Source organism: Halorubrum sp. LN27 (assembly GCF_016635065.1).
GTDB classification, from domain to species: Archaea; Halobacteriota; Halobacteria; order Halobacteriales; family Haloferacaceae; genus Halorubrum; species Halorubrum salipaludis.
Genome location: NZ_JAEPET010000001.1, coordinates 2,070,880 through 2,096,925, shown reverse-complemented (window position 1 = coordinate 2,096,925; position 26,046 = coordinate 2,070,880). Strand labels below are relative to the sequence as shown.

24 protein-coding genes and 1 pseudogene are annotated in these 26,046 nt (G+C 65.6%); 12 read left to right on the top strand and 13 right to left on the bottom strand.

Going from position 1 to position 26,046, the window contains the following annotated elements; genetic code table 11:
- The first annotated feature begins 42 nt into the window (after positions 1 to 42).
- The 3 genes from JIN95_RS10210 to JIN95_RS10200 all read left to right on the top strand — a co-directional run bounded on the left by JIN95_RS10210 (position 43) and on the right by JIN95_RS10200 (position 1,800).
- Positions 43 to 645 carry a restriction endonuclease gene (locus JIN95_RS10210; RefSeq protein ID WP_200531375.1) on the top strand — a complete coding sequence of 201 codons (603 nt, stop codon included), beginning with the start codon at positions 43 to 45 and terminating at the stop codon, positions 643 to 645.
- 192 nt (positions 646 to 837) lie between these two features.
- Entirely contained in the window at positions 838 to 1,365 is a 528-nt protein-coding gene (locus JIN95_RS10205) for a winged helix-turn-helix domain-containing protein (protein ID WP_095638265.1), read from the top strand.
- A gap of 6 nt (positions 1,366 to 1,371) precedes the next feature.
- The gene (locus JIN95_RS10200) at positions 1,372 to 1,800 is read left to right on the top strand and encodes a hypothetical protein (protein ID WP_200531374.1); all 429 of its coding nucleotides are present in this window, start codon (positions 1,372 to 1,374) and stop codon (positions 1,798 to 1,800) included.
- Between the two features lie 117 nt (positions 1,801 to 1,917).
- Here JIN95_RS10200 and JIN95_RS10195 read toward each other — a convergent pair whose 3' ends face one another.
- The 4 genes from JIN95_RS10195 to JIN95_RS10180 all read right to left on the bottom strand — a co-directional run bounded on the left by JIN95_RS10195 (position 1,918) and on the right by JIN95_RS10180 (position 5,725).
- Positions 1,918 to 2,190, bottom strand: a complete 273-nt coding sequence (locus JIN95_RS10195) for a hypothetical protein (RefSeq protein WP_200531373.1) — start codon at positions 2,188 to 2,190, stop codon at positions 1,918 to 1,920.
- Positions 2,168 to 2,770 carry a hypothetical protein gene (locus tag JIN95_RS10190; protein ID WP_200531372.1) on the bottom strand — a complete coding sequence of 201 codons (603 nt, stop codon included), beginning with the start codon at positions 2,768 to 2,770 and terminating at the stop codon, positions 2,168 to 2,170. Before JIN95_RS10190 ends, JIN95_RS10195 begins: the two co-directional genes overlap by 23 nt.
- 326 nt (positions 2,771 to 3,096) lie before the next feature.
- Positions 3,097 to 4,377, bottom strand: a complete 1,281-nt coding sequence (locus JIN95_RS10185; protein ID WP_200531371.1) for an RNA-guided endonuclease TnpB family protein — start codon at positions 4,375 to 4,377, stop codon at positions 3,097 to 3,099.
- A gap of 163 nt (positions 4,378 to 4,540) precedes the next feature.
- Positions 4,541 to 5,725, bottom strand: coding sequence for an orc1/cdc6 family replication initiation protein (locus JIN95_RS10180; RefSeq protein ID WP_200531370.1), 1,185 nt, complete (start codon positions 5,723 to 5,725; stop codon positions 4,541 to 4,543).
- 831 nt (positions 5,726 to 6,556) lie between these two features.
- Between JIN95_RS10180 and JIN95_RS10175 the strand changes: the two genes are divergently transcribed.
- Complete coding sequence (locus tag JIN95_RS10175; RefSeq protein ID WP_200531369.1) at positions 6,557 to 6,955, top strand: hypothetical protein; 399 nt, start codon at positions 6,557 to 6,559, stop codon at positions 6,953 to 6,955.
- A 97-nt stretch (positions 6,956 to 7,052) separates the two neighbouring features.
- On the opposite strand, the gene JIN95_RS10170 is transcribed toward JIN95_RS10175, so the two are convergent.
- Positions 7,053 to 9,983 carry a hypothetical protein gene (locus JIN95_RS10170; RefSeq protein ID WP_234699195.1) on the bottom strand — a complete coding sequence of 977 codons (2,931 nt, stop codon included), beginning with the start codon at positions 9,981 to 9,983 and terminating at the stop codon, positions 7,053 to 7,055.
- 248 nt (positions 9,984 to 10,231) lie between these two features.
- On the opposite strand from JIN95_RS10170, the gene JIN95_RS10165 reads away from it, so the two are divergent.
- A complete protein-coding gene (locus tag JIN95_RS10165; protein ID WP_200530629.1) occupies positions 10,232 to 11,566 on the top strand; it encodes an IS4-like element ISH30 family transposase in 1,335 nt (444 codons plus the stop codon).
- A gap of 240 nt (positions 11,567 to 11,806) precedes the next feature.
- Positions 11,807 to 12,166: pseudogene (locus JIN95_RS10160) on the top strand (hypothetical protein); the annotation flags it as partial.
- Between the two features lie 778 nt (positions 12,167 to 12,944).
- On the opposite strand, the gene JIN95_RS10155 reads toward JIN95_RS10160, so the two are convergent.
- From JIN95_RS10155 to JIN95_RS10145, 3 genes are all read right to left on the bottom strand, one after another.
- Positions 12,945 to 13,487 (bottom strand): N-acetyltransferase, encoded by a 543-nt coding sequence (locus JIN95_RS10155; RefSeq protein ID WP_200531368.1) that lies wholly within the window; start codon positions 13,485 to 13,487, stop codon positions 12,945 to 12,947.
- Positions 13,484 to 14,779, bottom strand: a complete 1,296-nt coding sequence (locus JIN95_RS10150; protein ID WP_095637720.1) for a TIGR00300 family protein — start codon at positions 14,777 to 14,779, stop codon at positions 13,484 to 13,486. The genes JIN95_RS10155 and JIN95_RS10150 overlap by 4 nt, the downstream gene beginning before the upstream one ends.
- A 97-nt stretch (positions 14,780 to 14,876) precedes the next feature.
- Complete coding sequence (locus tag JIN95_RS10145) at positions 14,877 to 16,748, bottom strand: site-2 protease family protein (RefSeq protein ID WP_200531367.1); 1,872 nt, start codon at positions 16,746 to 16,748, stop codon at positions 14,877 to 14,879.
- Between the two features lie 131 nt (positions 16,749 to 16,879).
- On the opposite strand from JIN95_RS10145, the gene JIN95_RS10140 reads away from it, so the two are divergent.
- A complete protein-coding gene (locus tag JIN95_RS10140) occupies positions 16,880 to 17,119 on the top strand; it encodes a hypothetical protein (RefSeq protein WP_095637718.1) in 240 nt (79 codons plus the stop codon).
- A 47-nt stretch (positions 17,120 to 17,166) separates the two neighbouring features.
- Here JIN95_RS10140 and JIN95_RS10135 read toward each other — a convergent pair whose 3' ends face one another.
- From JIN95_RS10135 to JIN95_RS10125, 3 genes are all read right to left on the bottom strand, one after another.
- On the bottom strand, positions 17,167 to 18,825 hold the full coding sequence (locus JIN95_RS10135; RefSeq protein WP_200532141.1) for a methyl-accepting chemotaxis protein: 1,659 nt from the start codon (positions 18,823 to 18,825) through the stop codon (positions 17,167 to 17,169).
- Positions 18,826 to 18,983: 158 nt separating this feature from the next.
- Positions 18,984 to 19,967: a 5,10-methylenetetrahydromethanopterin reductase gene (locus tag JIN95_RS10130; RefSeq protein ID WP_095637717.1), complete on the bottom strand. Its 984-nt coding sequence runs from the start codon at positions 19,965 to 19,967 to the stop codon at positions 18,984 to 18,986.
- 9 nt (positions 19,968 to 19,976) lie between these two features.
- The gene (locus tag JIN95_RS10125) at positions 19,977 to 20,732 is read right to left on the bottom strand and encodes a coenzyme F420-0:L-glutamate ligase (RefSeq protein ID WP_200531366.1); all 756 of its coding nucleotides are present in this window, start codon (positions 20,730 to 20,732) and stop codon (positions 19,977 to 19,979) included.
- Between the two features lie 451 nt (positions 20,733 to 21,183).
- Between JIN95_RS10125 and JIN95_RS10120 the strand changes: the two genes are divergently transcribed.
- Together JIN95_RS10120 and JIN95_RS10115 are read left to right on the top strand one after the other, a co-directional pair.
- Entirely contained in the window at positions 21,184 to 21,687 is a 504-nt protein-coding gene (locus JIN95_RS10120) for a DUF367 family protein (RefSeq protein WP_200531365.1), read from the top strand.
- Between the two features lie 81 nt (positions 21,688 to 21,768).
- A complete protein-coding gene (locus tag JIN95_RS10115) occupies positions 21,769 to 22,242 on the top strand; it encodes a redoxin domain-containing protein (RefSeq protein ID WP_095637714.1) in 474 nt (157 codons plus the stop codon).
- 380 nt (positions 22,243 to 22,622) lie between these two features.
- On the opposite strand, the gene JIN95_RS10110 is transcribed toward JIN95_RS10115, so the two are convergent.
- The gene (locus tag JIN95_RS10110) at positions 22,623 to 22,985 is read right to left on the bottom strand and encodes a DUF5518 domain-containing protein (RefSeq protein WP_200531364.1); all 363 of its coding nucleotides are present in this window, start codon (positions 22,983 to 22,985) and stop codon (positions 22,623 to 22,625) included.
- Positions 22,986 to 23,134: 149 nt separating this feature from the next.
- Here JIN95_RS10110 and JIN95_RS10105 point away from each other — a divergent pair, with 149 nt between their 5' ends.
- The 3 genes from JIN95_RS10105 (at position 23,135) to JIN95_RS10095 (ending at position 24,867) form a co-directional block, all read left to right on the top strand.
- The gene (locus tag JIN95_RS10105) at positions 23,135 to 24,187 is read left to right on the top strand and encodes a hypothetical protein (protein ID WP_200531363.1); all 1,053 of its coding nucleotides are present in this window, start codon (positions 23,135 to 23,137) and stop codon (positions 24,185 to 24,187) included.
- Between the two features lie 91 nt (positions 24,188 to 24,278).
- Entirely contained in the window at positions 24,279 to 24,578 is a 300-nt protein-coding gene (locus JIN95_RS10100) for a hypothetical protein (protein ID WP_095637711.1), read from the top strand.
- A gap of 112 nt (positions 24,579 to 24,690) precedes the next feature.
- Positions 24,691 to 24,867 (top strand): hypothetical protein, encoded by a 177-nt coding sequence (locus tag JIN95_RS10095; RefSeq protein ID WP_198951569.1) that lies wholly within the window; start codon positions 24,691 to 24,693, stop codon positions 24,865 to 24,867.
- Positions 24,868 to 24,892: 25 nt separating this feature from the next.
- On the opposite strand, the gene JIN95_RS10090 is transcribed toward JIN95_RS10095, so the two are convergent.
- On the bottom strand, positions 24,893 to 25,957 hold the full coding sequence (locus tag JIN95_RS10090) for a type II glyceraldehyde-3-phosphate dehydrogenase (protein ID WP_095637710.1): 1,065 nt from the start codon (positions 25,955 to 25,957) through the stop codon (positions 24,893 to 24,895).
- Between the last annotated feature and the right edge of the window lie 89 nt (positions 25,958 to 26,046).

The window sequence follows — 26,046 nt, the reverse complement described above, 5'->3', positions numbered from 1 at the left end:
GCAGGAGGTGCACAAAAGACTGATCCACTCTCATCGGTCCCTATGGAGAGGTTCCAAGAGTTCGATATCGGTCCCCGCGACCCAGTCGATCCGGATCCAGACCAGCGTGGGCAGGGCAACGGCGAGTGGCTCGAAGACCGGGCAACGTGTGCGCTGCGACGGTGGGGCTACCGGACGTGGACGCGCGTCAGAGACACCGTCGAAGAGATCGACGTGATAGGCAAACGGTCGTCACCGGGGGTTAATGGCCCCAAACACATCGTCGTCGAGTGTAAGGACTACGAGGGATCAGGGGCGCTCATCGGGCGATCAGTCATCGATCGGCTCGCCGCGGTAACCGCAACCGCACTCGATGAACGAGGCGCTCGACCGATCCTCTGTCACACCACCGATCTCGCCAACTGGGAGACTGTCAACGCCATCGATGCGTTTGGCGTCGTCGCGCTCCACGTTGAGGACCTCTCCGAGTTTTCGGTCGTCCCCGACTCGTACCCACCACGAGAAGCCTATCACAAACCCCCGTATCTGGACAGAGAGAGCACCCACATCATCCACAAAAGCCGCCTCGAGTATGACCCACACACCAGCGACGAATTCTACCGGCTCAAAGGAACCAACACTGAAGAGAGCTATTACCAATCCTAGAATAGCCTATTCCAAAATAGGCTATTCGGGATAATTATCGCAGGCGCTGTCGACGATGTGATTCGACCATAGAACACGAAAGACATCTCTCAGAGATCATAACCCGCTCGAGACGCAGTGGGATTGAAGCAAAACGAACAAAGGTATATTTTCTTGAGAAAGATATATTGTCTACACTATCGAAGAACGGATATGAGCCGCGACGATCGACCCAGCGAGACTCTCCGCGACGCCCGAGATGAGTGGCAGGAGTCGACGACGGCGCTCGAACGGGTGAACCAAGTGATAGAAGGAATCTCCACCCCACGAACGGCCGCAGAGATAGCTGAGGAGGCGCTCGTAAGCGAGCCCACGGCGAGAAAGCATCTCCGCGCACTTGTCAAGACGGGCGTCGCGTCGTCGTTCGACGGGTCGTCCGCAACGACGTACGCCCGAAACGAGGAGACCGTACTCTACCGTCGGATTCGAGAACTCTCGACCGAGCAGTCCCGCGACGAGTTGCTTGACGGGATCGAACGGATGAAACGCCAGATCGCAACCTACCGGGAGGAGTACGACGCGGTTTCACCAGAAGATCTCGCCACCTCGCTTGCGGCGGACGCATCCGACAGCGCGTGGGAAGCGGTCGCCGAGTGGCGGACGACCGAACGAAACCTCCACATCGCACAGGCGGCGATCAATTTTGGACGCGCCCGAGATCTCGGCGCAGTCACCCAGTGACGGCCCGTGACGGACGATTTCTCAGGTCCGGTCGGCCCGATCGATCTCCCCGTCTTACAGCAGATTCGTACCTTCTTCATGGAAGAGGAACCGCTCGCCGAATCGACGCGGTTCGATGACCCGGTTAACCCCACAGAACTAATCGTGGAGTTCACACTGGCGGATCGCTCAAGCGCCAGACTAGAAGTGACGTGGTGGCAAACCGGGGCCTACCGGTTTCACTACACGGAGCCAGATGGTCTCGATTTTCGGTATGACAATCATCCGAAGTCCTCTGTCCCTGACGTACACTTTCATCCACCACCGGACGCAGGGCCGGCGGAGCCGTCGTTTCTCCAGTCAGCCACGCGTCCACTCGTGATCGCGCGAGCAATCATGACTCGGATACGCGAAGCGATCGTCGACGGAGAGGGTCTCAACCAGCTCAACGAGTGACATCGATCCTGTTGTTCGGACCGGTAATAGCAACTATGTTAACTTCGACGCGAAAGTCACACAACGACGCGGGTGATCGCTGAGACTACGATCGGTCAACAGCCCAACCTACTTCGTTCATGCGTCTGGATCAGCTTCGTCGTTCTCGCGTTCTGCCCGTAATACCTCGTCAGCAAAGTCTCGGATCCGGTCTTTCTCCTCGACGCTCACGTCCACCGCCCGCGCGCTTTTGAGTTGGCCGTTCACAACCGCGTTCTGCTGTGGCCCCCATACCTCTGGCGGGTGTGTTTTGATATATTCTGCCCAGCGGGCCACCTGCTCGTAGCGTGGCGGCCGTTCTGGATCGGAGTCCGAATTCGAATTCGTCTCAGGCGTTCGTGAGTCGGTCATAACGGTCCTGGACGTCGAGTCGCTGTACCCACGCTTCGAGGCGAGTCGTGGAAAGCGTTTCTCCGAACATCGTAAAGAGGTGTGCAGCGTCCTCGAGGTCGGTTCGGTCGCCGAGCCAGAGTTTGTACGCAATTTGAAGCTCCAACGGACCTATCGGAACTGTGTCCTCGCCAACGTGGGCGTCGATCGCATTCTTGAGGGAGGCTCGGTCAAACTCATCTCCCGGAAACTTCACTTCTAGGTGCGGGGTCATCTCGCCGTCCGGTGCGACCCAGATGTTCGTCCCGCTCGTGAGGTTCCCGTACATCTCTGCGAGTGGCATCGCCGGGGCCCAGTACCCTTCCCGTTCGAGTTCGGTGACCAGATCGTCTATCCGTTCGGTCGAACACCGTTCGATGAACACGTCGATATCCTCGGTTGACCGCGACCGACCGGCGAGGATCGCCACGTAGCCCGCCACGAACACGTGGGCGATGTCGAGACGTGAAAGAATCCGAGAGAACTCGATCGCGAGGTCGTCGAGGCGATTTGGCTCTCGATCGACGACGAGTCCACGGTCAGTGAGTTCGACACCGCCCATACCAGATCCCCACGATGAAACAGTATAAAACGCCATGCCAGTTCGAGCTTCAGTGAGAACTTCATCTAGAAGGACAGTTCTTCCGGGGAGGACGGGCACATCAACGTATCTCGCACACAAGAACGAACCTCTCCGAGAGGTGTCGCCAGATCGTCGAGATCTCGCGCAACGAATCGGGTGGAGGCTCCAGTTGGTGAATCCGATATCCCCCACCCCACCGCTTCCGTTGTTAGGGAATGGCCACTACTGAGCTAGATTGACATCCTCCCCGCGCTGAAGCGCGAGGATTCCCACGGCACCGCGCCGCTTGGTTGGGATATTGTGGTTTACGACGTGACCTGTTCTTGAGGCGCGAATGCGCCAGTTTCCTTGTCAAACAGGTACGTCGATGGCTGTGCCAACCAGCCGTTACTCCTATTCACCGACGAACTCGGTGAACTCGGAGATACTTTCTGTCGAATGTTTTCGGCTCCGTTCACGTCCGCGTTCGCCGTTGTCCCACACTCGTCGCACACGTACAACCCTCGCTCGACACGATTTGCATCATGCTTGCGACCACAACACGAACACGACTTCGACGTATCACGCTCGGACTCCTCCTCAACGGTGATGCCTTCCATCTCGGCTTTGTAGGTGAGCAGTTTCGTGAAACGGTCGAACGCCCACGAATGCAAATCGAGGTTGCCGCGCTTACCCCAGCTCTTCGACTCACTGTTCTCATCTTCCTCGCGGATGTCAGAGAGATCGCCGATCACTATCGTCCCAACCCCCTCCTCAACACACCGCTGAACGATGTGTTTCGAGAGCGTGTGGAAGTAGTGTGTGCGGCGAGCCGACTTCTTCTGGTTTAGCCGCGTGGCTTGCTCAGAACCAGAGTCATCACACCGAGCGATCCGCTTGCTGAAGTAGTAGTCGTCCTGCTTCAGACAATTCAGTGGGTACAGCTCACTGTGACCGTCTTCGTAGGCGAGCGCGGCGAAGTTGTTGATCCCGAGATCAATACCGACGGTCTTCTCGCCTGGCGACTCAGATACCTCAACCTCAACTTTACAGACGAAGTGAAGTTCCCACTCGTCGCTTGTCCAAACCGCCTTCACTTGTTGGACATTCTCCACGGCGGAGAGGTCAACATCAGGCCGAGTGTGGAATTTACAGAGGATGAAGTCCGACCAGTACTCCTTGAGGTTCGAGCCTTGAGAGAGTCGGACGCGGTTGTACTGGGTGTCGAGTTTGAACCCAGCGGCTTTGAACGTGACCGTCGAACGCGGGTGATCGTCGTTGTGCTTGCGGTAGCCAGGCGGGTTCGCTTTCGTGTCCCCGTTGCGTCGTTTACCGTACCAGCCGTTGAACGCCTCAGCGAGTTCTTGCAGGACTCGCTGACTTGACTGAGAATGCAGGTCATCATAGCGTTCGTGCGACTTGAGGTAGGCGGTGAGTTCGGTGTGGTTGGGTATGTGACCGATTTCATCCCAAATCCGGCTGCATGTCCACCGCCCGACGTTCCAGAGTTTCGAGGCTGCGAATCCGAGGGCATCAAGATCGTCGGACACCCGTGACTGGTTCCGAATGGAAGCAGTATAGGTGCGTGTGACGACCTGTTTTGCCATACGTAACCTATGTAGATAAAATTACTTGAAGGTGTGGATTACGTAGCGTGGAATATCCTTCCGTGGCATCGAACTGTAGTTTGTGTAGAAGTTGTCGGATTCATCCCCGCGCTGAAGCGCGAGGCTTTCTCCTTGATTCTCCGTAAAACGGCGGCCTCCCAATTCACGCCGACTCTAACAAGGTCGATAACCCACTCCGGACTGCCGACACGGACTGCTCCAACTGATGTTCGTTGTACTTTCCGCCGCCTTTCCCTCGGTTGTGCTCTGTTGAGCTCGTGATCCCCAACTGCGCTAACTCGCCCAAGTAGTCACGCACTGAACGATCCGAGACCGGACTCACTCCTTCTGAATGCGCTACATGATGGTACGTATCCACGACTTCGCGCGTCCGTACTGGCGTCTCACCTCGCTCGTGAAGCAGTGTCAGCGCGTACAAAACGAGTTTCCCATGTTGGGAGTATTTCCGTATCCCCTCTACAACTTGATCTGCCTGGACACGCTCGCGAGCTTCCTGTACGTGTTCCTCGGTTACAACATCCGAGCCCCTCTCACGCGCCACATCGCCAGCTTCCAAGAGAAGATCTAGAGCTTTCCGGGCGTCACCGGAGTCTTTCGCGCCGTAGGCTGCACACATTGCAAGAACCCCATCTTCGAGAACGTCGTCTTGGAACGCGACCCGTTCGCGCTGTTCGAGTACGAGCCGGAGTTCGTCGGCGTCATACGCGCTGAAGGACACTTCCTTTTCACACAGCGACGATCGAACCTTCGAGGATAGTTGCGTCCGGAAATCCAGGTCGTTCGAAATTCCGATAACACCGAGCTTCGCGTCGCTGATGTCGCCGTTCGAGCGAGCACGCGGCAGTTTATACAGCAAGGAATCGTCTCCGATGTGGTCGACTTCGTCAAGGACGATAAGTACCGTTCCCCCACATGCATCGAGCTCATCGAAGAGGAACTCGTAGACACTTGCCTGTGGATACCCCGTGTTGGAGATCTGCCGTCCCGGCTCGCGGAGTTCGTTGACCAGCTTCACAGCCACCTGATATGACGTGTTCAGGCCGTCACAGTTCACTTCGATTGTGGTCAGCTCCAGTTCTGGTACGTTTGTTGCATCCTCTTCGAGCGTACGGAGGAGGTAGCGTGTGGCCGCAGTCTTTCCCACGCCACTCTTTCCATAGAGAAAGACGTTCGAGGGAGTCTCGTTGTTGATGACCGGCTGGAGCGCTGCGTGATATCGACCAAGCTCTTCATCGCGCCCGACGAGGTTGTTCGGCGTCCACTCTTCGAGGAGTGCCTCTCGATTCTCGAAGATGGAGTTATTTGGAGTGAACGAGAAGTCGCTCATACTGACTACGTTCAACTATTTATATATAAAACCAGTAGTTCCTCTGCTTCCGTTGTTATCAATTCTTTATATACCTCCAACCCCATTGGTTCCGCTGTTAGAACATCATGTCTCGTACCCCCTGCTTCTCGACACACCCCACTGGTTCCGTTAATGGGCTGATCATCATCCATTAACAGCGGAACCGGTGGGGTACGGACGAGTATACCTCTCTGAGAGCTGGTATGCTAACAGCGGAAGCCGTGGGGTGGGACTGTGAGACCTTGACGACATCTCCGCCGTAGTACAAGACCTCGACCGCTATCGAGGTACTCTCTTCGAACGACAATCGATCGACGAGGCTCATTGGTTCATTTCATAAGCCTACGCAGTCGCTCCCACGGTCCTCTCGAACATTGCGCTAGAAAATTGTCGACGTAGCACGGCGTATCCCACGGGAACGTACCACTTTGTTGCACCTCCTGCAGAGCTGTCGGATCGGGTGCTCCAGTTCGGTTTGTATCTCCCGAGTGGAGTGCAGGAGTTGGTGATTCAAGCTCCTGTGAACTATGACGAACAGAGACACATCCACACCGAGTGTGGATCTCGCCGAGCTGTACCGTACGTCTCCAACTCCATCGGGCCCAGACGCCGAAGATGTCTTCGGATTCGAGGTTCGATTCACGATCCAGCGTGGGCCACGGCGGCGCTTCCGGTTCGAACCGCGAGAGCGCAGCCCCGGCTGGTGGCGCTTCGAAGACGAGTGGACGGGCTGTCGCTGGCGCCCAGTCGGCCGTGAGGTCGTCTCGCACGTCGATCTCCGAGTCACACCAGCCGGCCAGGGAGAGCGCCGTGAGCGATAACGACCCATACGACGGGCCGGGCGAGGCCGACGCCCTTCCGCTGTATCGCAAGACGGATCTGTTCTACCTGCTGAGCCATCACCGCAAGCGCGCCGTCGTGCTCACGCTCGCTGCGGCGCCGTGGAGTCGCGTCCACCTCCGACAACTCGCAGAGGCACTCACACTCTTAGAAGCGGACGCCGAACACCAGACGCTCTCGACCGCGCAAGTGCGGACGGTCAGAACGAACCTCAAGCGGTCACATCTCCCACCGCTCATCCACGCTGGCGTGATCGCCTGGGACGACGAACAGACAGATGTCCTCGTTCCCGGTCCGGCGTTCGCGAGTGCCCTCCACACGCTCACAACGGCCGGACACTCGCTGGCACGACCGCCCTCTGATGGGTAGTACCGAACGAGACCCAACTGGTCAAGCTGAATCAGTCCACTCGCTCACAAAACACACCGCAAATCGATCGCCGAGAAAAAAACCGTCTCCGCGGTTGCTATCGGTCTTGATCGAGCGGCTCCCGATAGAGCACCTCGCGCTCGTCGAAGACGACGGCGGCCATCTTCGGCTCGGTGTCGACTGTAACCGTTGTCTCGGCGCCGCCGGTCACCTCGTCGGCGTCGGAGTCCCAGGAACGTAGCCCGTCGGTCGCTGGCTCGACGACGACGTCAACGTGGTCGGCGTCAAGTGCGTCGCCGCCGGCGTGGGTGAACGTCACGACGCCACCCGCCTCCTCGTCGGCCGGCTCGTACGCGACCTCGAACGTCGCCTGCGGCGGGAGTACGTGCTCCGTCACGGTTCGCGTCTCACCGCCGCCGGTCCACTTGACGGTAACCGTCGTGCCCGCGGACAGATCGCCGAGCGATAGCGTCTCGTCTCCGGTCAGCCGATCCGTCTCGTCTGCGGGCTGGACCGCTGCGGGCTCGCTGTCGACGAGGACCCGGAACGCGTCGGCGTCGCGGCGGACCTCGTCGACGTAGCGGAGCGTCATCCCCGACCCCCCATCGTCGCCTCTATCGCCCTCGGTGACGACGAACCCGCGGCGGGGTGCCGCCGAGAAGTGACCGATGGAGCTCGTCGCCGAACCGTTCTCGAACTCGGTGTGGACGCTAACGACGACGGTCTGATCAAGCCCGACCTCATCGACCGTGATCGCGTCCCCCGTCGTCAGCTCGTCGTGTTCGGCCGCGAACGCCGACTCCTGATCGCGTTCCCGATCCCGGGGCGCGCCGGCACCACTCATCGACACGCGTAGCCGCTCGGGATCGACGGGCTGTTCGCCGACGTACTCGATCTGCATCGTCTCGGCGTCCGCGTCGTAGGTCGCCGCAACTGTTTCGCGAGCCGTGGTCGTTCCGCCGAGATGGTGCTCGCGCTCGCCGCCCGTCCAGATGAGCCGCACCCGTGAGAGCGGCGGGATCGGGGCGGTAAAGGAGTCATCGGGACCGAACTCGTCGAGCTTGTCGGCGGGTTGGACATCGGTCGGCGTTCGGCCGGCCTGCAACTCTAACTCCGAGGCAGGCAGCGTCCGCCCACTCCGGTGCTGCACGGTCACCTCACCGGCATCCGGATCGTATTCTATGGACGCGCGTGTGTTCGGCACGACCTCCTCCTCGGCGACGACGACCGGCTCGTCCGGCTCGCGCCACTCGACGGCGACCGTACTTCCCAGTGGGAGTTCGCCGAGCCCCAGCTCTTCGTCGCCCGAGAGCGTGTCATACTCGTCAGCGAACTGGGCGTCAGCCGGCTCGCCGTCGACCAGCGTCACGAACGCATCGGCGGGGCGAGACTGCTCGCCGTCGTACCTAACGGTGGTCCCCTCCTCAGCGCGCGAGCGGATCCAGACGCGCGGGGGACGGGCGCGATAGTGGACGAGCGACCCGCCACCGACGCCCCGTGGCTGCTCGACATCGAACTCCAACTGCACGCTGTCGCCGATCGACACGTCCTCGACGGTGACGGTATCGCCGGGATCGAGCGTCCCGTCGGTGAATTCGCCGCCGACTGACTGGACACTGCCCTCGCTCCGGTGAACCAACCGAAGGCTACTGGCGTCGGCGGAACGGTCGGCCTCGTACGCGAGGTCCAGCGTCTCGGCCGCCATGTCGTAGTCGACAGTGAACGCCTCGCGGTCGACCCGCTCGCGGGCGTAGGTGTCGTAGGCGTTTGCGTCCGAGTCGAACCACCGCAGTGTAACGGTCGCGATCTGTCCGGTCTCGACGGTGATCTCGTCACCGGTCGTGAACTCGTCGCCGTCGAGGAGCGTGTCGCTCACCTCCTCGCCGTCGTGCCACACCTCCAGCTCGGCGGCCGGCACTGCTTCGCCCTCGATGTGTTCGAAGGTCACCGTCCCGGCGGCGCGGTCGAACTGCGATCGCACTCCGGCGTCCGGCGACGCCTCGCGGTCCAGCGTCGGCGGCGCCTCAACAACGGCATCGACGAGTACGAGCCCGTCGGCTCGAGTGCTGTCGAGTTCGATGGGAACTGCGGGGTCGACGCTCCGCACGAGCTGCTCGACGGTCTCATCGTCGAGATCGCCTGCGTCGGCAGTCGGTCGGATCACGTACGCGTTTTCCGCCGTTCCGTCCACGTCTCTGAGGTCTTCAGGAGCGACCTCGAATCCGGCGGCGAACGCGTCGACCTCGTCAGGGACCCTCGAGGGGAACGGACCACCGGCGGCGTCCGGAACCAAAAGCACCGTTTCGAAGCCGCCGAGCCGGGGGAGTGCGGCCGCACCGAGCGACGCCTCCGCGAAGCGGTCGGCCTCGTCCGCGGCCGCACGGCCCGCGGCGCGGGCGGTCTCGAGTCGTCGATCTCCTCTCTCCTCTCTCGACGTGCTCGACCCACGTCGCGGGGTAGGCGAGGGGCTACTGCCGTTCACGGCCGCCGCCACGCCGTCGCCGGCGACGAGTGCGGTTTCATCAGCTTCGGCGAGCCGCCAGCCAGCGGGCAGTTCGGCTGTCGTCTCTACCTCGCTGGCGGTGTTGGCACTCGACTCATCTGTCGTGTCGTCTCCCGCGCCGACTGCGAGCGTCTCGCCTTGCTCAAGCCGATCAAAGTCGCCGGCGGCCGTCACCAGTTGGAACCCGCGATCGTCCGGCGTGACTGCGACGGTCGCCGACAGCTTGTCGGCGTCGACGCCGAGGTGCTCGATCGCAGAGCGGGCGCGATAGCTCAGATCATCGGTCGCGTCGGCGTCGACGCGATCCGCGATGACCGTCGTGTACGTCGTCGACAGTGCGTTGCCCGCCGGAACCGGGAGAAACGCGTCGGCCAACGGTGCCGAGATGTCGACGTCGAGATCGGTCGGTGCTCCGGCAGGTTGGCCGGGAATCTGCGCGTCGGTTGCGGGGTCGAGAACGCCTGTCAGGGCTGCGAGCGTCAGGGCGCTTCCTCCGAGGAAGCCCCGACGGGAGGGTCGCACCATGCGTGAGGACACAATTGGAGTATTTAAAGTAGCACCGGTGACACAAACTGCTGTCATACTTACCCAGTGTCGGGTATCGGGAGTACGGGAAACCCGTGTTCGAAAATTGGTGGGGTGTGATCGACGGCACCACCACCCCACCACTTCCGCTGTTCTCTGGTGACGACCCATCCGTTGTAGTTTAACTCCTCGTGCCAGCACCGTCTGCTGATCTGAATACCGTTGGAACTACTTGTCAGAGAAACCCGGTGGCTGCTGTGAGTTACGAACCACCGGATTCAGTGATTGTCGACCGGATCAAAAGAGCGTTTCCCTCTGATGAGTTGCGCGAGCGCGCTCGCGCAACGAATCTCATCCAACGAGAGCGCAAGTTCGACACTGTCGCGTTGTTCTACACCCTCTCACTGGGTTTCGCTGCTGGATCAGATCGCTCTATTCAGGCATTTCTCGAACGGTTCGTCGAAATGGCTGACTGTGACGAACTCGCTTATCCAACCTTCCACGGCTGGTTTTCACCCGCGTTCGTTGCACTCCTGCGAGAGATTCTCGATGACGCCATCGAGAATCTCGAACCGGGACAAACCGACCTCAGCGGACGTCTCGAACGCTTTCGAGACGTCCTCATTGTTGACGCCTCTATCGTCTCACTCTACCAAGACGCTACAGACGTCTACGCAGCGACTGGCGAAGATCAAGCTGGCGTGAAGCTCCACCTCACAGAATCACTCTCAACCGGACTTCCTACGCGGTTTCAAACGACTGACGCCAAAACGCAGGAACGGAGCCAGCTACCCACCGGCGAGTGGGTAGCTGGCGCACTCGTCTTACTCGATCTCGGCTTCTACGACTTCTGGTTGTTCGACCGTATCGATCAAAACGACGGCTGGTTCGTCTCACGGGTCAAAGATGACGCGAACTTCGAGATCGTCGAAGAGCTTCGCACATGGCGGGGAAACAGTATTCCACTCGAAGGCGAGTCGCTGCAGGACGTCCTCGACGACCTGCAGCGACAGGCGATCGACGCTCGGATCACCCTCTCATTCGACCGCAAGCGAGGGTCGGGCGTCAGCACGACCCGAACGTTCCGACTCGTCGGTGTGCTCAACGAGGACAGCGGTGAGTACCATCTCTACCTAACGAATCTTGCCAGAGACAACTACCACGCGCCCGATATCGCACAGCTCTATCGGGCGCGCTGGGAGATTGAGCTGCTGTTCAAGGAACTCAAATCGCGCTTCGGTCTTGATGAGATCAATACGACGGATCCCTACATTATTGAAGCGCTGATCATCGTAGCGGCGCTCTCGCTGCTGATGAGCCGCGTTATTGTGGATGAACTCCGCAAATTAGACGCAAAGCGGCAGGGAAGCGACGACGACGCAGCGGCGTCGTCGACGCGTCTCCCACGCCGTCGGTGTTCTCACGCGCTCGAACGTCACGCACACTTGGTCCAACTGTACCTGATGCTAGATCTGGGGTATGAACTGCCAGATCTCGACGAATTGCTGTTGTGGTCGTCACGGGATCCAAATCCACATCGAGCAAGATTACGTGAGCAGGTTGAGTCAGGCGAGTTCTGGTAGAAACTCGCCTGACAAGCCGGTCAGCTCAGACGTTGGTAGTAGTGACAGCTCTGGATCGGCGACGCACTCACCGGAGTGAGTGCGCCGCCTTCAGAGAGTGACACAGATCTCATCATCCGAGACAGAAGAACATCCGTTCAGTTCTCCGATCACACTTCATCAGCGATTGGACTCAACACCGTCTTGGTCAACTATCCGCACAAACACCGCCTCAACGCGCCGCTAAACTACAACGGATGCCGCGACGCGAGGGTGGTCCACACGCGGTTCCCGGACCGCGCGTTCGAGGCGCGGACCGTCTCGCTGACCGCCGGGGTCGGCGACGACGAGACGGAGCGGTTCGTCGGCCCGGTCGCCGACGGCGAGGGGCTCGTCGCCGCGTTCGACCTCCCGGTCCGATCGACCGATCTGCCGCCCATGGACCGCCGGATCGCGGCGGTCGCGGTCGGACTCGGGGGCGCCGTCGCCGCCGCCGGAGTCGCGTGGGTGTTCGGGCCGTGGAGCTCCTCGGCGAACGCCCTGCGGCTCCTCCTCCTGTTGCCGTTCCTCGTCTGGCCGACGCGGCTGCTGTGGCGGCAGGCGTACGCGGAGCCGGAGTGAGCGGAGCTGCTGAAAGGCTCAAAAAACACCGATTTCGCGCAGTCACGCCAAATACGGAACCTGCGGGCGAGTGACAGCGGGAGTGGGTCTTGCGGATTGGCGGCAGCGAAGCAGTATTTAAGCGAGCCGTGAGCGGCAGCGACGATTCCTTATAAACGGCTGTTGCGGTGGCGCGTGCCTGCGAGCGGCCGATAGGCCGCGAGTCAGCACGCGCGAGGGAGTCGCGAGCGGTGCGAGGTGCGAGCAGCGCGAGCACCTCGATGGCGAGCGGCGAAGCCGCGAGCAGCGAGCGACGAGGCTGGGGAGGCGTGAGGCCGCGGCCTGCGGTTGTGGGTGGGGTTCAAAGGGGCAGTCGCTGTGGGCGGCGCAGGCGACGGAAGCACTGGAAGGAGGGAGCGCTAGCGACCGACTGAAGCGCGTGGTTCGAGAGAGCGTAGCTCTCTCGTCATCGCCAGAAATCACCGATTTCTGGCTAGCAGTCAGAACGCAAAGCGTTCTGACGACATCACGAAAGGCGCTTTGCGCCTTTCGAACGACAGCGAGCGTGCGCCGCCCACAGCGACTGGGGCTTTGCAGATCCTCACCGGTGTGCCGTCGATCACTTATAAACAACCGACAGCAACACCGCTCCTCCCCTTATAAACAACCGACTCACCGCAGTGATTCACGTACTCCCGCCATCGATCAGAAGCGTCCTTCGAGGACCGACCTGCTGCGAAATCTCTCCGAGCGCACCGTTACGGCGGAGTCGCGTACGGATCGAACGGCCGCCCGCGATTCACCCGTCCAGCGACCGCGCCACCATCTCGCCCCACCGCTCGAAGCCGTGGCGGTCGTAGAACGCCTTCGCGCGCTCGTTCTTGGGATCCACGTCGAGCACGATCCGGTCGAGCGGGAGGTCCTGATCGCCGGCAAGCGCGACGACGGCGTCCATCAACCGGTCCGCGACGCCGGTGCCGCGATGATCGGGCGCGACGTAGATCTCGTTCACCACGGCGGCGTCCCAGACCATGGCGAGGCGCTCGGGGAGGACGAAAACGTAGCCGACGAGGTCAGCGTCACCGGCGTCGCCGTCGCCCCCACCGTTCCCCTTGCCGCCCCCGTCGACCGCGACCGTCACGCACCGCTCGTCGTCGGCGACGCACCGGTCGACCCACGCGAGCCACCGCTCGCGGTACTCCTCGGTGAGCTTCCCCTCGTAGGCGGCGGCCTTCTCCGCCCCGCCGGTCGACGCGCCGAGCCCCCGCTCGAAGGCGGTCTTGAGGCCGTACAGCGCGTCGGCGTCGGTCTCGGGATCGTAGGGCCGGAGGTCGGCGGTCATTCGCCGCCGGGATGGTGGTGGCCGTCGTCCGCGGCGACGGCGACCTCACCGTCCTCCCCCTCCAGCACGAACTCCGCGAGCGTGGGGACGAACGTCCCGATGTCGGTGACCATCCCGACCGCCTGCGCGGAGCCGCGATCGAGCAGCTGGGTGACGGTGGCGGGGTTGATGTCGACGCAGACGGTCTTTGTCGTCGACGGGAGGCAGTTCCCGACCGCGACGGAGTGGAGCAGGGTGGCGAGCATCAGCACGATGTCGGCGTCGTGGGCCTGCTCGCGGATGGCGTCCTGCGCCTCCACCGCGTCCGTGATCGTGTCCGGGAGGGGGCCGTCGTCGCGGATCGACCCCGCGAGCACGGTGTCGACGTCGTTTTTCACGCACTGATACATCACGCCCTCCGTGACGATCCCGTCCTCGACGGCGGCCTCGATCCCGCCCGCGCGGATGATCTCCGAGATGGTCCAGATGTGGTGTTTGTGGCCCTTCCGCGGGTGTTCGAGCGTCTCCACGTCCATTCCGAGCGAGGTGCCGTACAGCGAGCGCTCTAAGTCGTGGGTGGCGAAGCCGTTGCCTGCCGAGAGCGCGTCGACGTAGCCCGCCTCGACCAGCTCCGCGAGCGCGTCGCCCGCCCCCGAGTGGATCACGGCCGGCCCGGCGACAACCATCACGTTCCCGCCGGACTCCGTCACCTCCCGGAGCTCCTCGGCGACCTCGCGGATCGTCGACTCGGAGGGGCGCTCGGAGGAGACGCCGCCCTGCATGAAGCCGAACGCGCCGCCGCCGCTGCGCGGGCGCTCGGGCGGTTTCACGCGAATTCCGGACTGGTCGGTCGCGACGAGGTCGCCCTCCTCGACCGCGTTGAGCACCTTCGTGTACGCGCGGGGGCTCCCGTCGGGGCCGCCGTCGGGGTCGACGATCAGCGCACAGTCCATCTCGATCCGCTCGACCTCGATCCACTCGCCGTCGTACAGCACCTCGGTCGGGTGGTTCGTGGTGGAGTAGAAGTCGGGCGGCACGACCTTGTCGGCGGGCGCCGCGACGAGCTCCACGTCGCTCGGGTCCTCTAACACCGCGCCGTTCTGGTGGAGCTCGTGGAGGATCGCCTGGAGGGTGTCCGGGTCGTCGGCCGAGACCGCCATCCGGCAGTACGACTCCGCCTCCTCGTGGGTCCCCACGTCGAACTGCTCGACGTCGAAGGAGCCGCCCAGATCCATCACCGCGCCGAAACAGCGCTGCATCGTCCCGCTGTCGATGATGTGGCCCTCGATCTCGACGGTGCGTGAGTGGCTCATGGGGTATGCTTTCGCCCCGCGGAGAAACCCGTTTCCCATTCGGCGAACGTCGCGGCGGGTTCTCGGGCACCGCCCATCCCGCGGTCCCGACCCGGAACTACAGCAGTCCGAGCGCCATGAGGATCCGATTGCCGAAGATCATCATGATCAGCCCGGCGAGCATGACGAGCCCGGAGGAGACCGTGATCGTCCGGACCGCGGCGTGGCGGTCGGAGACGGGGACCCGGCTCACCACCGCCTCGGCGACCATCCGGAGGATGCGGCCGCCGTCGAGCGGGAACGCCGGCAGGCAGTTGAACAGCGCGAGCTGGATGTTGATCCACCCGGTCCAGAAGAGGAGGTTCGCCAGCAGGAACGTCCCGCCGCCGAGCGCGGCGAGCGAGCCCTCGACCACGAAGAAGTTGGTCATCTCGCCGGTGAACCCCGCGAAGTTGAACGGGAGCCCGAACAGGCTGCCGAGCGGGAGGATGAGCGAGGCGAACACGAGCCCGAGCGGGGAGTCGGTGAGCCCGCCGAGCGCGAGCCCGTCGGTCGCGCCCTCGCCGCCGTCGCCGCCGAGTAGTTCGAGGTACGCGCCGGCCGGGTACTCCGAGACGCCGAAGTCGTCGAGCGCGAGCCCGCTGGAGCCGGGGAAGACGCTCACGCCGACGAACCCGCCCTCGCGGTTCGGGTGCGGGTCGAGCGCCACGTCGTAGCTGACGCGCTCGTCGTCGGCGTCGTACGCGACGACCTCCGCGGTCGCGCCCGGTTCGCGCTCGCCGAGCACCGCCGAGAGCTCGTCGTTGTTCCGGACGCGCTCGCCGTCGATCGCGACGATCGTCATGGGCTCGCCGAGGGGGGCGCCCGCCGCGTGGAGCGGGCCGTCCTCCTGAACGCCGAGCGCGTACGCGCCGATGGGGATCTCGGCGGTCTCGGACTCGACCGTGGCGTTGGCGGCGCCGTCGGCGTCGACGGTCACGGTCGCGCGCTCGGCGTCCCCGACCGCGTCGAGGAACCCCCGCTCGGTCGCGACGGGCTCGCCGTTGACGGACGCGATCGCCACCGGCTCCGACTCGATCGTCACGCCGAGCGGGTTCCCGCCGGCGGAGCCGATCACCTGGAGTTCGCGCTCGACCTCGACGGTCCGCTCCCCGTCGCCGTCGGCGGCCGTGACGCTCACCGTGTCGCCGGCGTCGGCGAGCGCGGCCTCGAACTCGGCCGCGGTGTCGACGGGCGTGCCGTCGACCGCGACCAACCGGTCACCAGACGCGATGTCGGCCGCCGCGGCCGGCGACTCGGGAGTCACCTCGCCCACGGCGTAGCCCGGGGCCGGCGCGATCGCGCCGACGACCGGGCCGAAGAGGAGCGCGAACACGAGGACCGTGAGGACCGTGTTCGCGGTGACGCCGGCGGCGAACATCCGGGCGCGGGCGCCGCGCGACGCTTCCTGGGTCGCCTCCTCGTTCGGCTCGACGAAGGCGCCGACCGGGAGGAGCGCGAAGAAGACGAGCCCCATCGACTCGATGTCGATGTCCTCGACGCGGCACAGCAGGCCGTGGGCGCCCTCGTGGACGACCATCGCGACCGCGAGCCCGGCGACGATCTCGGGCGCGACCGAGAGGGGGAGGAAGTCGTTCACGCCGGGGATGATGAGGAAGTTCTGCGGCTGCTGGATCGCGGAGGGCTGAGCGGTGCGGAGCGCGGAGAGCGCCGACGAGAGGATGAGGACGAAGGATCCGACCATCGCGACCAGGGCGCCGCCGAGCCCGAGGTTCGCGACGATCCGCCAGAACCGCTTCGGCGCGGCGAGCCGATTGAGGAAGACCCGGCCGCGGAGGGTTCTGAGAGTCAGTACCGGTCCGGAGACGCGGACGGACTCCGGGAGGACGCCGCGGTCTCGAAGCCAGATCGCGACCGCGGAGTACGCCAAGACACCGGTGAGGACCCACAGCAGCGTGTTCTCGGCGAACAACTCCGACAGGGCGTTCATGACGAACAAGTCCGTGTCGGTCGGGTGTAAGCCGTTCGGTTGTCAGTACCGGTGACGGTCGGCGTCGGCAGCGCCGGGGAGGGACGACCGCGAACTCAACACCCAAGTACCCCCCGACCCAACCCCCGGCCATGATGGCGCTCATCGACGTCGTCTCCCGGCTCGCCGGGGACGTCGGGCGGTTCGTGGACCTGTTCCTGAACGACCTGATCCTCGGGGCCGGCGACCCGGTGTCGGCGTTCCTCGTCGTCGTCGGACAGGTCCTGCTCGTCGGCGCGGTGGCCGTGCTCGGCTACGCCGCGGTCGGCGCCCTCCTCCAAGAGATCGGCGTGACGCTCCCCTCGCTCGGCGGTCGCGGCCCCGCGGAGTAACGCGTCGGGGTCCCGCGGAGCAGCGCGGTGCGGTCGCGGATCCCTTCTCAGTCGTCGTCCGCACCCGCAGCCGACGCTCCGAGGTGCTCGGTCCCGGACGCGGACGGACGACCGCCGTCGCCCTCGGGAACCTCGAACTCGTCCAGCGTCGCGAGCAGCTCGTCGGACTGGTCCGAGAGCGCGTGGACCCGCCGGGTGACCTCCGAGACCGTCGCGGTCTGCTCCTCGGCCGCCGCCGCGGCGGTCTCGGCCTCGGTCGCGGTCTGTCGACTGACCGAGGCGATGTCGTCGACCATGTCGACGACCTCCTGGGTCGTCCTCGCCTGGTCGTCGGTCGCGTCGCTTATCTCTTGGACGGTCTCGTCGACGGTCGTCACGTCCTCGACGACCTCCTCGAACTCCCGAAGGGTCGACTCGATCGTGTCGACGCCGTCCGACACCTGCGACTCCATCTCGTCCACGTCGGCGGCGGTCTCCGCGGACGCCGCCTGCACCTCGTCGATGCGCCCGGAGATCGCGGCGGCCTCCTCGCGGGTCTCCTCGGCGAGCGCCTTCACCTCGTCGGCGACGACCGCGAACCCGTCGCCGGAGCCGTCGGCCCGCGCCGCCTCGATCGAGGCGTTCAGCGCGAGCAGGTTCGTCTCCTCGGCGATCCCGTCGATCACGGAGGCGATCTCGTCGATCTCCCCGACCCGGTCGACGAGGTCAGCCACCGCGGTCGCCGTCTCGGCGATGCCGGCCTCGAGCGCCTCCAGCTCCGCGATCGCCTCCGCCGCCTCCTCGCGGCCGGCCTTCCCCCGCTCCGCCGCGCTCCGGGCGGTCGCGGCCGCGTCGTCGGCCGACGCCGCGATCTCCTCGACGGTCGCCGAGAGGGTGCTCATCTCGCCGGAGACCGACTCCAGCTCCTCGGTCTGTTCGGCGGCGCCGTCGCTTATTTCCTGGACCGAGCGCGCGACCTCCTCGCTGGCGTCGTCGACCTCGTCCATGCTCGCGCGCACGTCGTCGCTCGCGTCCGCGACCACCTCCGTGAACGATCCGACCTCGCCGACGGTCCCGCCGAGCGTGGTCACGAGCCGGTTGTAGTTCCCGACGAGCTCCGCGTATCGGTCCCCGTCGGTCGCCAGCTCCCCGCCGTCGATCGTCGCGGTCAGGTCGCCGTCTCGCGCGCGCGCCGCCGCGTCGCCGAAGGCGTCGACGAGCGACTCGAGCTCGGTCGTGTACGCCTCGAGGTTCCCGGCCATCTCGTCGAGCGAGTCGCCGAACGCCCCCGGCACCTCCTCGTCGAGCGCGGGGTCGTCGAACTCCTGGGCCGCGAGCGCCTCGGCCTGCGCGGAGACGGTCCCGAGGTAGCGCTCGACCGCGACGAAGGAGTTCACGAGGCTCCCGATCTCGTCGGGCTGGTCGCTGCCGGTCAGTGCGGTGTCGGAGCCGTCTTTCGACCCGACCGCGTCGACCTCGCCCGCGGCGATCGCGTCGGCGCCGGTCTCCAGCTGTTTGAGGGGCGCCACGAAGTCCCGGCGCACGATGAGGAGGGTGTTGTAGATCGCGACGACGGCGCCGAGAAACAGGGCGCCTGAGATCACGTACGAGAGCGTTCCAGAGACCAGAAACTGCGTCAGGAAGATCCCGACGGTGACGAGGAACTGGATCCCGACGGCCGTGACGACCTTGCGCTCTATCGATTCGGATATCCCGAGGCGGTCCATCGTTCCCCACAGGAGGTCCTCGTACCGCCCGCGGAGACCCGGCTGCCGCCGTCGTGTCGTCGACATACAGGGGGTCGACGGGAGCGGCTTATGAAGCTCACCCCGGAGTTATCAGGGCCGATTCTCGATTCTCAACGAGCGAGAATTCTGAGGAGCAACTAAAATATCCCGTCCACGGCCTCGGCCGCCAGCTCGACCGCGGCCTCCAGATCCGGACCGAGCGGCGACCCGACGACGAGCCCGTCGGCGTGCTCGGCGACGGCGGCGGCGCGCTCGCGGACGGTCTCGGGCGTGCCGGCCATACAGAACGCGTCGATCATCTCGGGGGTCACGCGCTCGAAGGCCGCGGAGAACTCGCCGGCCGAGACGCGGTCACCGATCTCGTCGGCCGCGTCCGGGTCGATCCCGTGTCGCTGCAGGACCGGCGGGGGCGCGCCACCGGCGATGAACGCGACGGGCGGCCGGGCGGCCTCGCGGGCGGCGGCCGCCTCCTCGGCGACCGAGACCGCCGCGTAGGCGATCAGCTCGAACTCGCCCCGGTGCTCCGGGCGGTCGGCGAGCCCGTCGTCGACCTGCTCGCGGGCCCACGCGAGGTCCTTCGGGTGCGATCCGTTGTACAGCAGGCCGTCGGCGTGTTTCGCGGCCATCCGGCACATGTGCGGCCCTTCGCCGCCGACGTGGACCGGAATACCGGCGCCCTGCGGCGGCTCGTAGTTGAGCCCGGCGCCCGCGGCGTCGAAGGTCCCCTCGTGGTCGACGCGCTCGCCGGCCCACAGCTTCTGGGCGGTCTTGAACGCCTCCAACACGGGCCGGAGCCCGCGCTCGTCTTCGAGACCGAGGTTCCGCAGCGTCGAGGGGTCGCCGGGACCGAGCCCGAAGACGGCGCGGCCCCCCGACAGCTCGTCGAGGGTGGCGACCTTCGAGGCGAGCGTGACGGGGTGGGTCTCGTAGGGGTTGGCGACGCCCGGGCCGAGCCGGACCGAGTCCGTCGCGGTCGCGAGCTGTGAGAGGAACGCCCACGGGTCGCGGTTGTTGTAGTGACACGTCGAGTAGACGGCGTCGTAGCCGGCGTCCTCGGCGCGGACGCCGAGGTCGACGAGGCGGGACGGGTCGTGTTCGGGAGTGAGTTCGATGCCGAGCATGGGTGGTGGTTACGCCTGGAACTCCCAGTCGCGGAGGGCCTGCCGCACGAAGTCGCCCTCCGGCTCGCGGAAGTGGTTGTCCGAGCCGTCGTGGTCGCCGAACGCCCAGTCGCGGACGACGACGACCGGAGTGCCGCCGGCGCCCTCGCCGGCGACGAGATTGGCGGCGGACGCGAGCTCGTCGATCACGTTCTGGACGGTGACGCCCATCTCGCGGCCGTCGCGGTCGCGCTCGCCGCGCCAGTCGCGGCTGGCGGGGGTTCCGGCCCAGCCGATCGCGACCCCGCGCTGGCCGTGTCTGAAGGGGCGCCCGCAGGTGTCGCTGACGACGACGCGGTCGGCCGGGAGGCCCTCGCGGATCCGCGCCGCGCTCTCGGAGGGGCGCTCCGGGAGCAGCAGCAGGTCGCCGTCGGGGACGTTCGACCGGTCGATCCCGGCGTTGACGCCGATGTGACCGAAGCGGGTCGCGGTCAGGAGGAACGGCGCCTCCATGATCAGTTCCGTCGACTCCTCGATGACGGCCTGGGCGAACCGCGGGTCCTTCTCCTCGCCGGCGATCTCCGCGAGCCGGTCCGCGACCGCCTCGGCGCGCTCGCTCGCCGGGAAGTCGTCGAGGTCGAAGACGCGCCCCTCCGCCTTCGAGACGACGGTGCTGGCGACGACGACCACGTCGTCCTCGCGGAGGTCGACGCGCTCGTCGATCATGGCCGCCAGGTCGTCTCCCTCCCGGATCTCCGGGAGGTCCGGAACCGCGAACAGCTCCATACACGCACCTGCGCGGCGACGAGGAAAAACCCCGCCGGTACCGGGCCGGTTTGACGGTATCCGGAGCGGTTTGCGGGTACCGGAGTGGGGCTTGAGTCGGAGAGGAGATAAAAAGTACACGGACAGTTGATTTTCAGAGTGATAACACCATCTCCTTAGAAATTTGCGCCGTAGTAACAAACGTGTATTAGGAGATCAGCGAAATAATGATTCTTTGGGCCGAAAAGTTATCCGTGATGAGGCGCGAGCGCCATCTGCGATGAGCGAACCACCCACCGAAGGCGAATTGGATCCGATCGAGACGCAGACCCGCGTCCCGCCCGAAAGCGGCGACTCCGAGCCGATCATGACGCGGACCCGCGCCCCGTGACTGGGGGCGGTCGACGGCCGCGACCATTTTTGCGCTGACTCCCTCCGCACGCCTTATCAACGACACCGCCAATCTCGTACCGTGGACCTGCACGTCCGGTACGAGGGCGACGACGACCCCGACAAGTGCACGGCCCGGAAGCTCGCGCGGTTCGACCTCGCGGAGCTCCACCGCTCCGACCGCGCCACGCCCTACGGCGTCGTCTTGAACCCCCACGCCGAGCGCGCGCTCTCGCCCGCAGACGCCGACCTCGCCGCCGAGAACGCCCTGGTCGCGCTCGACTGCTCGTGGGAGTCGGCCGGGGAGAAGATGTTCTCGCTGCCGGGCGAGCACCGCGCGCTCCCCTACCTCGTCGCCGCCAACCCCGTGAACTTCGGGCGGCCGATGCAGCTCACGACCGTCGAGGCGTTCGCGGCCGCGCTCGCGATCCTCGGCGAGTACGACCACGCGGAGCGAGTCATGGCGAAGTTCACGTGGGGCGAGACGTTCCTCGAACTCAACGAGGAGCCGCTCCGGCGGTACGCGGAGTGCGAAGACTCCGCGGCGGTCGTCGCGATCCAACAGGAGTACCTCGACCGGGAGTAGCCGGCCCGCCGGCTCTCCGGGTGCCGGTTCTCGCCGGGGGTGAAACAAGCCTTTTGGGCGAATCAGCCCTATCCGTAAGCGATGGTATCCACAGGCGACTCCGCACCCACGTTCACCGCGACGGTCGGCACGAGCGACCACGAACCGTTCGACCTCGACGACCACGTCGGCGACGGGCCGGTCGTGCTCGCCTTCTTCCCCGGCGCGTTCACGCCCCCCTGCACGAACGAGATGGTGGCGTTCCAGGAGCGCGCCGCCGAGTTCGACGACGCGGGCGCGACGCTGTTCGGGATCAGCGCCGACTCCCCGTTCTCGCAGGGCGCGTTCCGCGAGGAGCACGGGATCGAGTTCGACCTCGTGAGCGACATGGCCGGCGACGCGATCCGGGCGTACGGGCTGGAGATGGACATCGCCGACCTGGGCCTCCACGGGATCGCGAACCGCGCCGTCTTCGTGATCGACGACGACGGCGAGGTCGTCTACGACTGGGTCGCCGACGACCCGACCAACGAGCCGGACTACGACGCCGTCCTCGACGCGGTCGAGAGCGCGTAATACGCTGAGACAGGGTCGTTTTCGATCCAGCAGTGACCGCGTTTTGACACCGCGATATTTTATAGGCGATTGCCGAAACCGGATCGACGACGTACTCTCCCAAAGCCCCAGCCGCTCGGCTGTACGCGGTTGGTGCTCGTTCGTCTGCGAACACCACCGAAGCCCCAGCCGCGAGGACTCGGGGGCCTCGCGGCTGCCCCTTCGAGCCCCACCGACCGCACAGCAACCGCACCTCACGCCTCCCCAGCCTCGCCGCTCGCTGCGCTCGCGGCGTCCCTCGCGCGTGCGACTCCCGCCCTTCGGGCGGCCGTCGGCACGCGCCAGTCGGTGAGATCCACTCATCGATCCTACCGAATCGTCCGATCGCGAAGAAGCGAGCCTCAATCCCCGAGCACGCCGCCGATCGCGCCCGCGAGCGCCGAGTCGATCGCGAACAGGAACGTCACGAACAGCCCGACGACCAGCACGCCGGCGCCGCCGAGCAGGCTGCCGAGAGGTCCCCCGGCGAGCCCCACGAGCCCGCCGAACGCTGCCAGGACGAGGGTAACGACGACCCCGCTCACCGACCCCGCGAGCAGCCCGTGCCACATCCCCGAGAGCAGCCCGCCGCCGGCGACGTAGCCCGCGACGAACCCGCCGATCAGCCCGGCGCCGATGTGCCCCACGACCGGGGCGAACGTCGCGAGGAGCCCGGCGATCAGCATCACGACGAACCCGTAGCCGACGGCGCGCCAGTCTGTCATGACACGGGGTAGCCGGTCGCGGGGTAAATAGTCGCCGCACGTCGGTTTCCCGTTCCGACACCGGGTTCGACGGCGTCCGGGTTCCCGAGATCTATCCATCGACCGGTGCGACGACCGAATTTAAGCCGTCACCGACCCAACGAGCGCCCATGCCCTCCGAGTCCGGCGCGTCGAGCGACGGGACGCAGTTGTCGGCGGATCGAGAGCCCGTTCCTGAGTCCGAGGCCGACGCCGGCGCAATTTCCGACTCTCAGCCCGACACGGACGCCGAGACAGACGCGGACACCGGGACAGATACAGACACCGAGCCCGACCGAGGCGTCGTCGAGTGGGGGCCGGTCCGCTTCGATCGCCTGCGGTCGCTTGCGTTCGGTGCGAGCGCGACCGTGGCCGGACTCGTGCTCGTGGCCCTCTCGGTCGTCGCTGTCACCGTCGGCGCCTCGCTCCTCGACGGTGGCGGCCCGCCGGCGCCGACGTGGGCGTTGCTCGTCGTCCTCCTCGTCGGCGGCCCGGTGTCGCTGCTCTACTGGATCGTGGCGTACGACCAGATGTCCCCGGAGCGACGCCGCAAACTCCGGTCGCAGTTCGGCGACTACTCGTTCGACCGCTCGCGGTTCCGGATCGGTTGGACCCTCGCCGGGGCGGGAGTCGTGCTCGCGGTCGTGGCGGCGGCGATCGGCTCCGGCCCGGTCTCGGCCACGTTATCGCTGTTCTCGGGGTTTGCACCGCTGCTCCTCGCGTTCGCCACGCTCTTCCCCGTACTCGCCGGCTCGCGCGGGACCGACCTGCGGCTCGACCCGGCCGCCGAGACGATCGAGCGGACGTACCTGAGTCACGACCGGACGCGCTCGGACGACCTCGGCTCCGTGATCCGCACCCGTCGGATCGACCTCCCGTGGACGACCGTGTTCCTGCTCGCGTACCGCGGGAACGCGTGGTACCGCTCGACCCCGTGGCTGTTCGTCCCCGCGGACCGCGCCGACGAGGTCGAGCGGGCGCTGGACGCGACGCTCGCGCGGAGCGACGGCCCCGACCGGGCCAGCGTTCCGGAGCGCATCATCCTCGCGGTCGTGGGCTCCGCCTCGCTCGTCGTCGGCCTCGCGATGGCCCTCGCGGCCGGCGAGCCGGCGGCCGGGGCGCTGCTAGCGCTGCTGACGGCGCCCTTTAGCCTCCTCTTCCTCGCGCTCGCAGCCCGCCTGTGACGGCCGCGGAGGCGAGCCCGACGCGTCGCCGACACCGGACGTGCCACCCCCTACCACGCGACTCATATACTCCGGTCCCGTAGCCCCGCTCATGGACCGACAGCGTCTGGAGAAGGCCCTCGAGTCGGAGTTCGGCGGGACCGAAGCCGAGCGGCGGGCGGTCGCTCGGGCGGCCCGCGACCTCGCCGACTCGGGGCGACCCTCCCGGGACCGCGGGCACGCGCTCACCGTGCCCGGCGTGATCGACCACCTCGGCGACGCGCCCGACGGCTCCTCGGTCGTCGAGCGCTGGAACTGGTGGCTGGGCGCGCTCGACGCCGCCTACGGCGGTTACGACTACTTCACCGTGCGGTTCGTCGAAGGCGACGAGGAGGCCGGGCTCCGGCGGTAGTCTCGACGGCGACTGTCGGATCGTTCCCCCGCTTGGACCGTCAACGCCTCCACTTTCACTTTCACTCCGCGGATGGCTCGCTTATACGGGCGTTCCGGCTCTCGGGGGAAGTATGAGCGCGACGAGCCACGAGCAACCCCGATACGCGACGCCGACCCGCGTCGACGTCACGGAGTGTCGAACCGATCGGATCGCCGATCGCGCGCGGATGAACCGCGTGCAGGGAAGCGAGGTCCACCTCGAACGCCGCGGCGGGCGGACGTTCCTCGTGACGACGCCCGCGGAGTAAGCAACGCGATCCGCGGGAGTCCCGGTCAGTCGTCCGCGGCGACCTGATCGCGGGGAGCGCCGCCGTCGGAGAGCAGGCTGTCGATTCCGACGCCGAGCGTCTCGTTCGTTCGCGCCACCGACTCCTCCCGGGAGACATCGCCCGCGAGGGCGCGGACCGCGTCGACGTTCTCGGGCACCACGTCCGCCTCCTGGTGGACGTTCTGGAACAGGTACAGGTCCCGGCCCTGAACGCGTATCGACTCCTCCCAGACGCAGTTCTCCCAGAGGTCGCCGCGGGCCCGTCCGAGGTCGGACGCGTAGTCCTTCAGGGTCCCGGCGCCGTCGATTCCGGCGTCCTCTGGGATCAGGAAGATCCGCGTCTCGCCGCGGAGCAGTTCGCGCACCTCCTCGGTGGTCGGCTTCGCCTCGAGCGTGACGTTGACGCTGTGGGTGTGCATGCCGGTGACCGGCGCCTTCAGCGCGGCCGTGTCGACGTCGACGTCCCCGAGGATCGTGTTCACGTCGGGACCGTGGTGCGACGGCACCGTCGCCGGGTCGGGCACCACGTCGTTAATCGGTCCGCGGTTCGTCTCGCTCGGGTCGCCGCCCCGCCGCACGAGCGTGACGCGGGCCTTCTCCACGCCGTAGGACTCGTCGAGCGGGGCGAGCAGCCGCGAGAGCGCGGTCGTGTTACAGGAGACGACCCGGAGCGAGTCGGCGTTGCGGATCGGCGCGCTGGCGCGGGCGTTGAAGGAGGCGTCCGCGATCGCGGCGTCCTCGCCGCCCTGGTAGATCGCGGGCGTGTCGTGGGCCTCGTAGGTCGGGCGGTTGCGCTCCCCGACCCCGCTCGGCGCGCAGTCGACGATCACGTCGACCGCGTCGAGGAGGTCGGCGAGGGTCCCGGCGAGGTCGAGCCCGGCGTCCTCGAAGGCGGCGACTCGGTCGTCGAGCGCTGCGTACAGGTCGTAGCCGCGGCGGAGCGCGGCCTCGGCGCCGTAGTCCGGGCTCGTCTTCGTCACGCCGACGAGTTCCATGTCGGGCTGGGCCGCGACCGCGTCCGCGACACGTTTCCCGATCGTCCCGTATCCGTTGACGCCCACGCGTGTCATAGGTGTCGGTCGCTCGGGGAACAGCATAATGTTTTCGAGAGAAGCAAGAAGAAATTAACTACGCCGAGAGTAATCGGTCGGTTAATTCG

Bases quoted from the DNA above. Each gene is read 5' to 3' on its own strand.
- JIN95_RS10100 (WP_095637711.1), top strand. From the start codon at position 24,279: ATGGACCGACAGCGTCTGGAGAAGGCCCTCGAGTCGGAGTTCGGCGGG.
- JIN95_RS10170 (WP_234699195.1), bottom strand. From the start codon at position 9,983: ATGGTGCGACCCTCCCGTCGGGGCTTCCTCGGAGGAAGCGCCCTGACG.
- JIN95_RS10135 (WP_200532141.1), bottom strand. From the start codon at position 18,825: ATGGACCGCCTCGGGATATCCGAATCGATAGAGCGCAAGGTCGTCACG.
- JIN95_RS10095 (WP_198951569.1), top strand. From the start codon at position 24,691: ATGAGCGCGACGAGCCACGAGCAACCCCGATACGCGACGCCGACCCGC.
- JIN95_RS10195 (WP_200531373.1), bottom strand. From the start codon at position 2,190: ATGACCGACTCACGAACGCCTGAGACGAATTCGAATTCGGACTCCGAT.
- JIN95_RS10145 (WP_200531367.1), bottom strand. From the start codon at position 16,748: ATGAACGCCCTGTCGGAGTTGTTCGCCGAGAACACGCTGCTGTGGGTC.
- JIN95_RS10205 (WP_095638265.1), top strand. From the start codon at position 838: ATGAGCCGCGACGATCGACCCAGCGAGACTCTCCGCGACGCCCGAGAT.
- JIN95_RS10140 (WP_095637718.1), top strand. From the start codon at position 16,880: ATGATGGCGCTCATCGACGTCGTCTCCCGGCTCGCCGGGGACGTCGGG.
- JIN95_RS10210 (WP_200531375.1), top strand. From the start codon at position 43: ATGGAGAGGTTCCAAGAGTTCGATATCGGTCCCCGCGACCCAGTCGAT.
- JIN95_RS10110 (WP_200531364.1), bottom strand. From the start codon at position 22,985: ATGACAGACTGGCGCGCCGTCGGCTACGGGTTCGTCGTGATGCTGATC.
- JIN95_RS10180 (WP_200531370.1), bottom strand. From the start codon at position 5,725: ATGAGCGACTTCTCGTTCACTCCAAATAACTCCATCTTCGAGAATCGA.
- JIN95_RS10115 (WP_095637714.1), top strand. From the start codon at position 21,769: ATGGTATCCACAGGCGACTCCGCACCCACGTTCACCGCGACGGTCGGC.
- JIN95_RS10105 (WP_200531363.1), top strand. From the start codon at position 23,135: ATGCCCTCCGAGTCCGGCGCGTCGAGCGACGGGACGCAGTTGTCGGCG.
- JIN95_RS10125 (WP_200531366.1), bottom strand. From the start codon at position 20,732: ATGGAGCTGTTCGCGGTTCCGGACCTCCCGGAGATCCGGGAGGGAGAC.
- JIN95_RS10155 (WP_200531368.1), bottom strand. From the start codon at position 13,487: ATGACCGCCGACCTCCGGCCCTACGATCCCGAGACCGACGCCGACGCG.
- JIN95_RS10090 (WP_095637710.1), bottom strand. From the start codon at position 25,957: ATGACACGCGTGGGCGTCAACGGATACGGGACGATCGGGAAACGTGTC.
- JIN95_RS10150 (WP_095637720.1), bottom strand. From the start codon at position 14,779: ATGAGCCACTCACGCACCGTCGAGATCGAGGGCCACATCATCGACAGC.
- JIN95_RS10185 (WP_200531371.1), bottom strand. From the start codon at position 4,377: ATGGCAAAACAGGTCGTCACACGCACCTATACTGCTTCCATTCGGAAC.
- JIN95_RS10190 (WP_200531372.1), bottom strand. From the start codon at position 2,770: ATGGGCGGTGTCGAACTCACTGACCGTGGACTCGTCGTCGATCGAGAG.
- JIN95_RS10130 (WP_095637717.1), bottom strand. From the start codon at position 19,967: ATGCTCGGCATCGAACTCACTCCCGAACACGACCCGTCCCGCCTCGTC.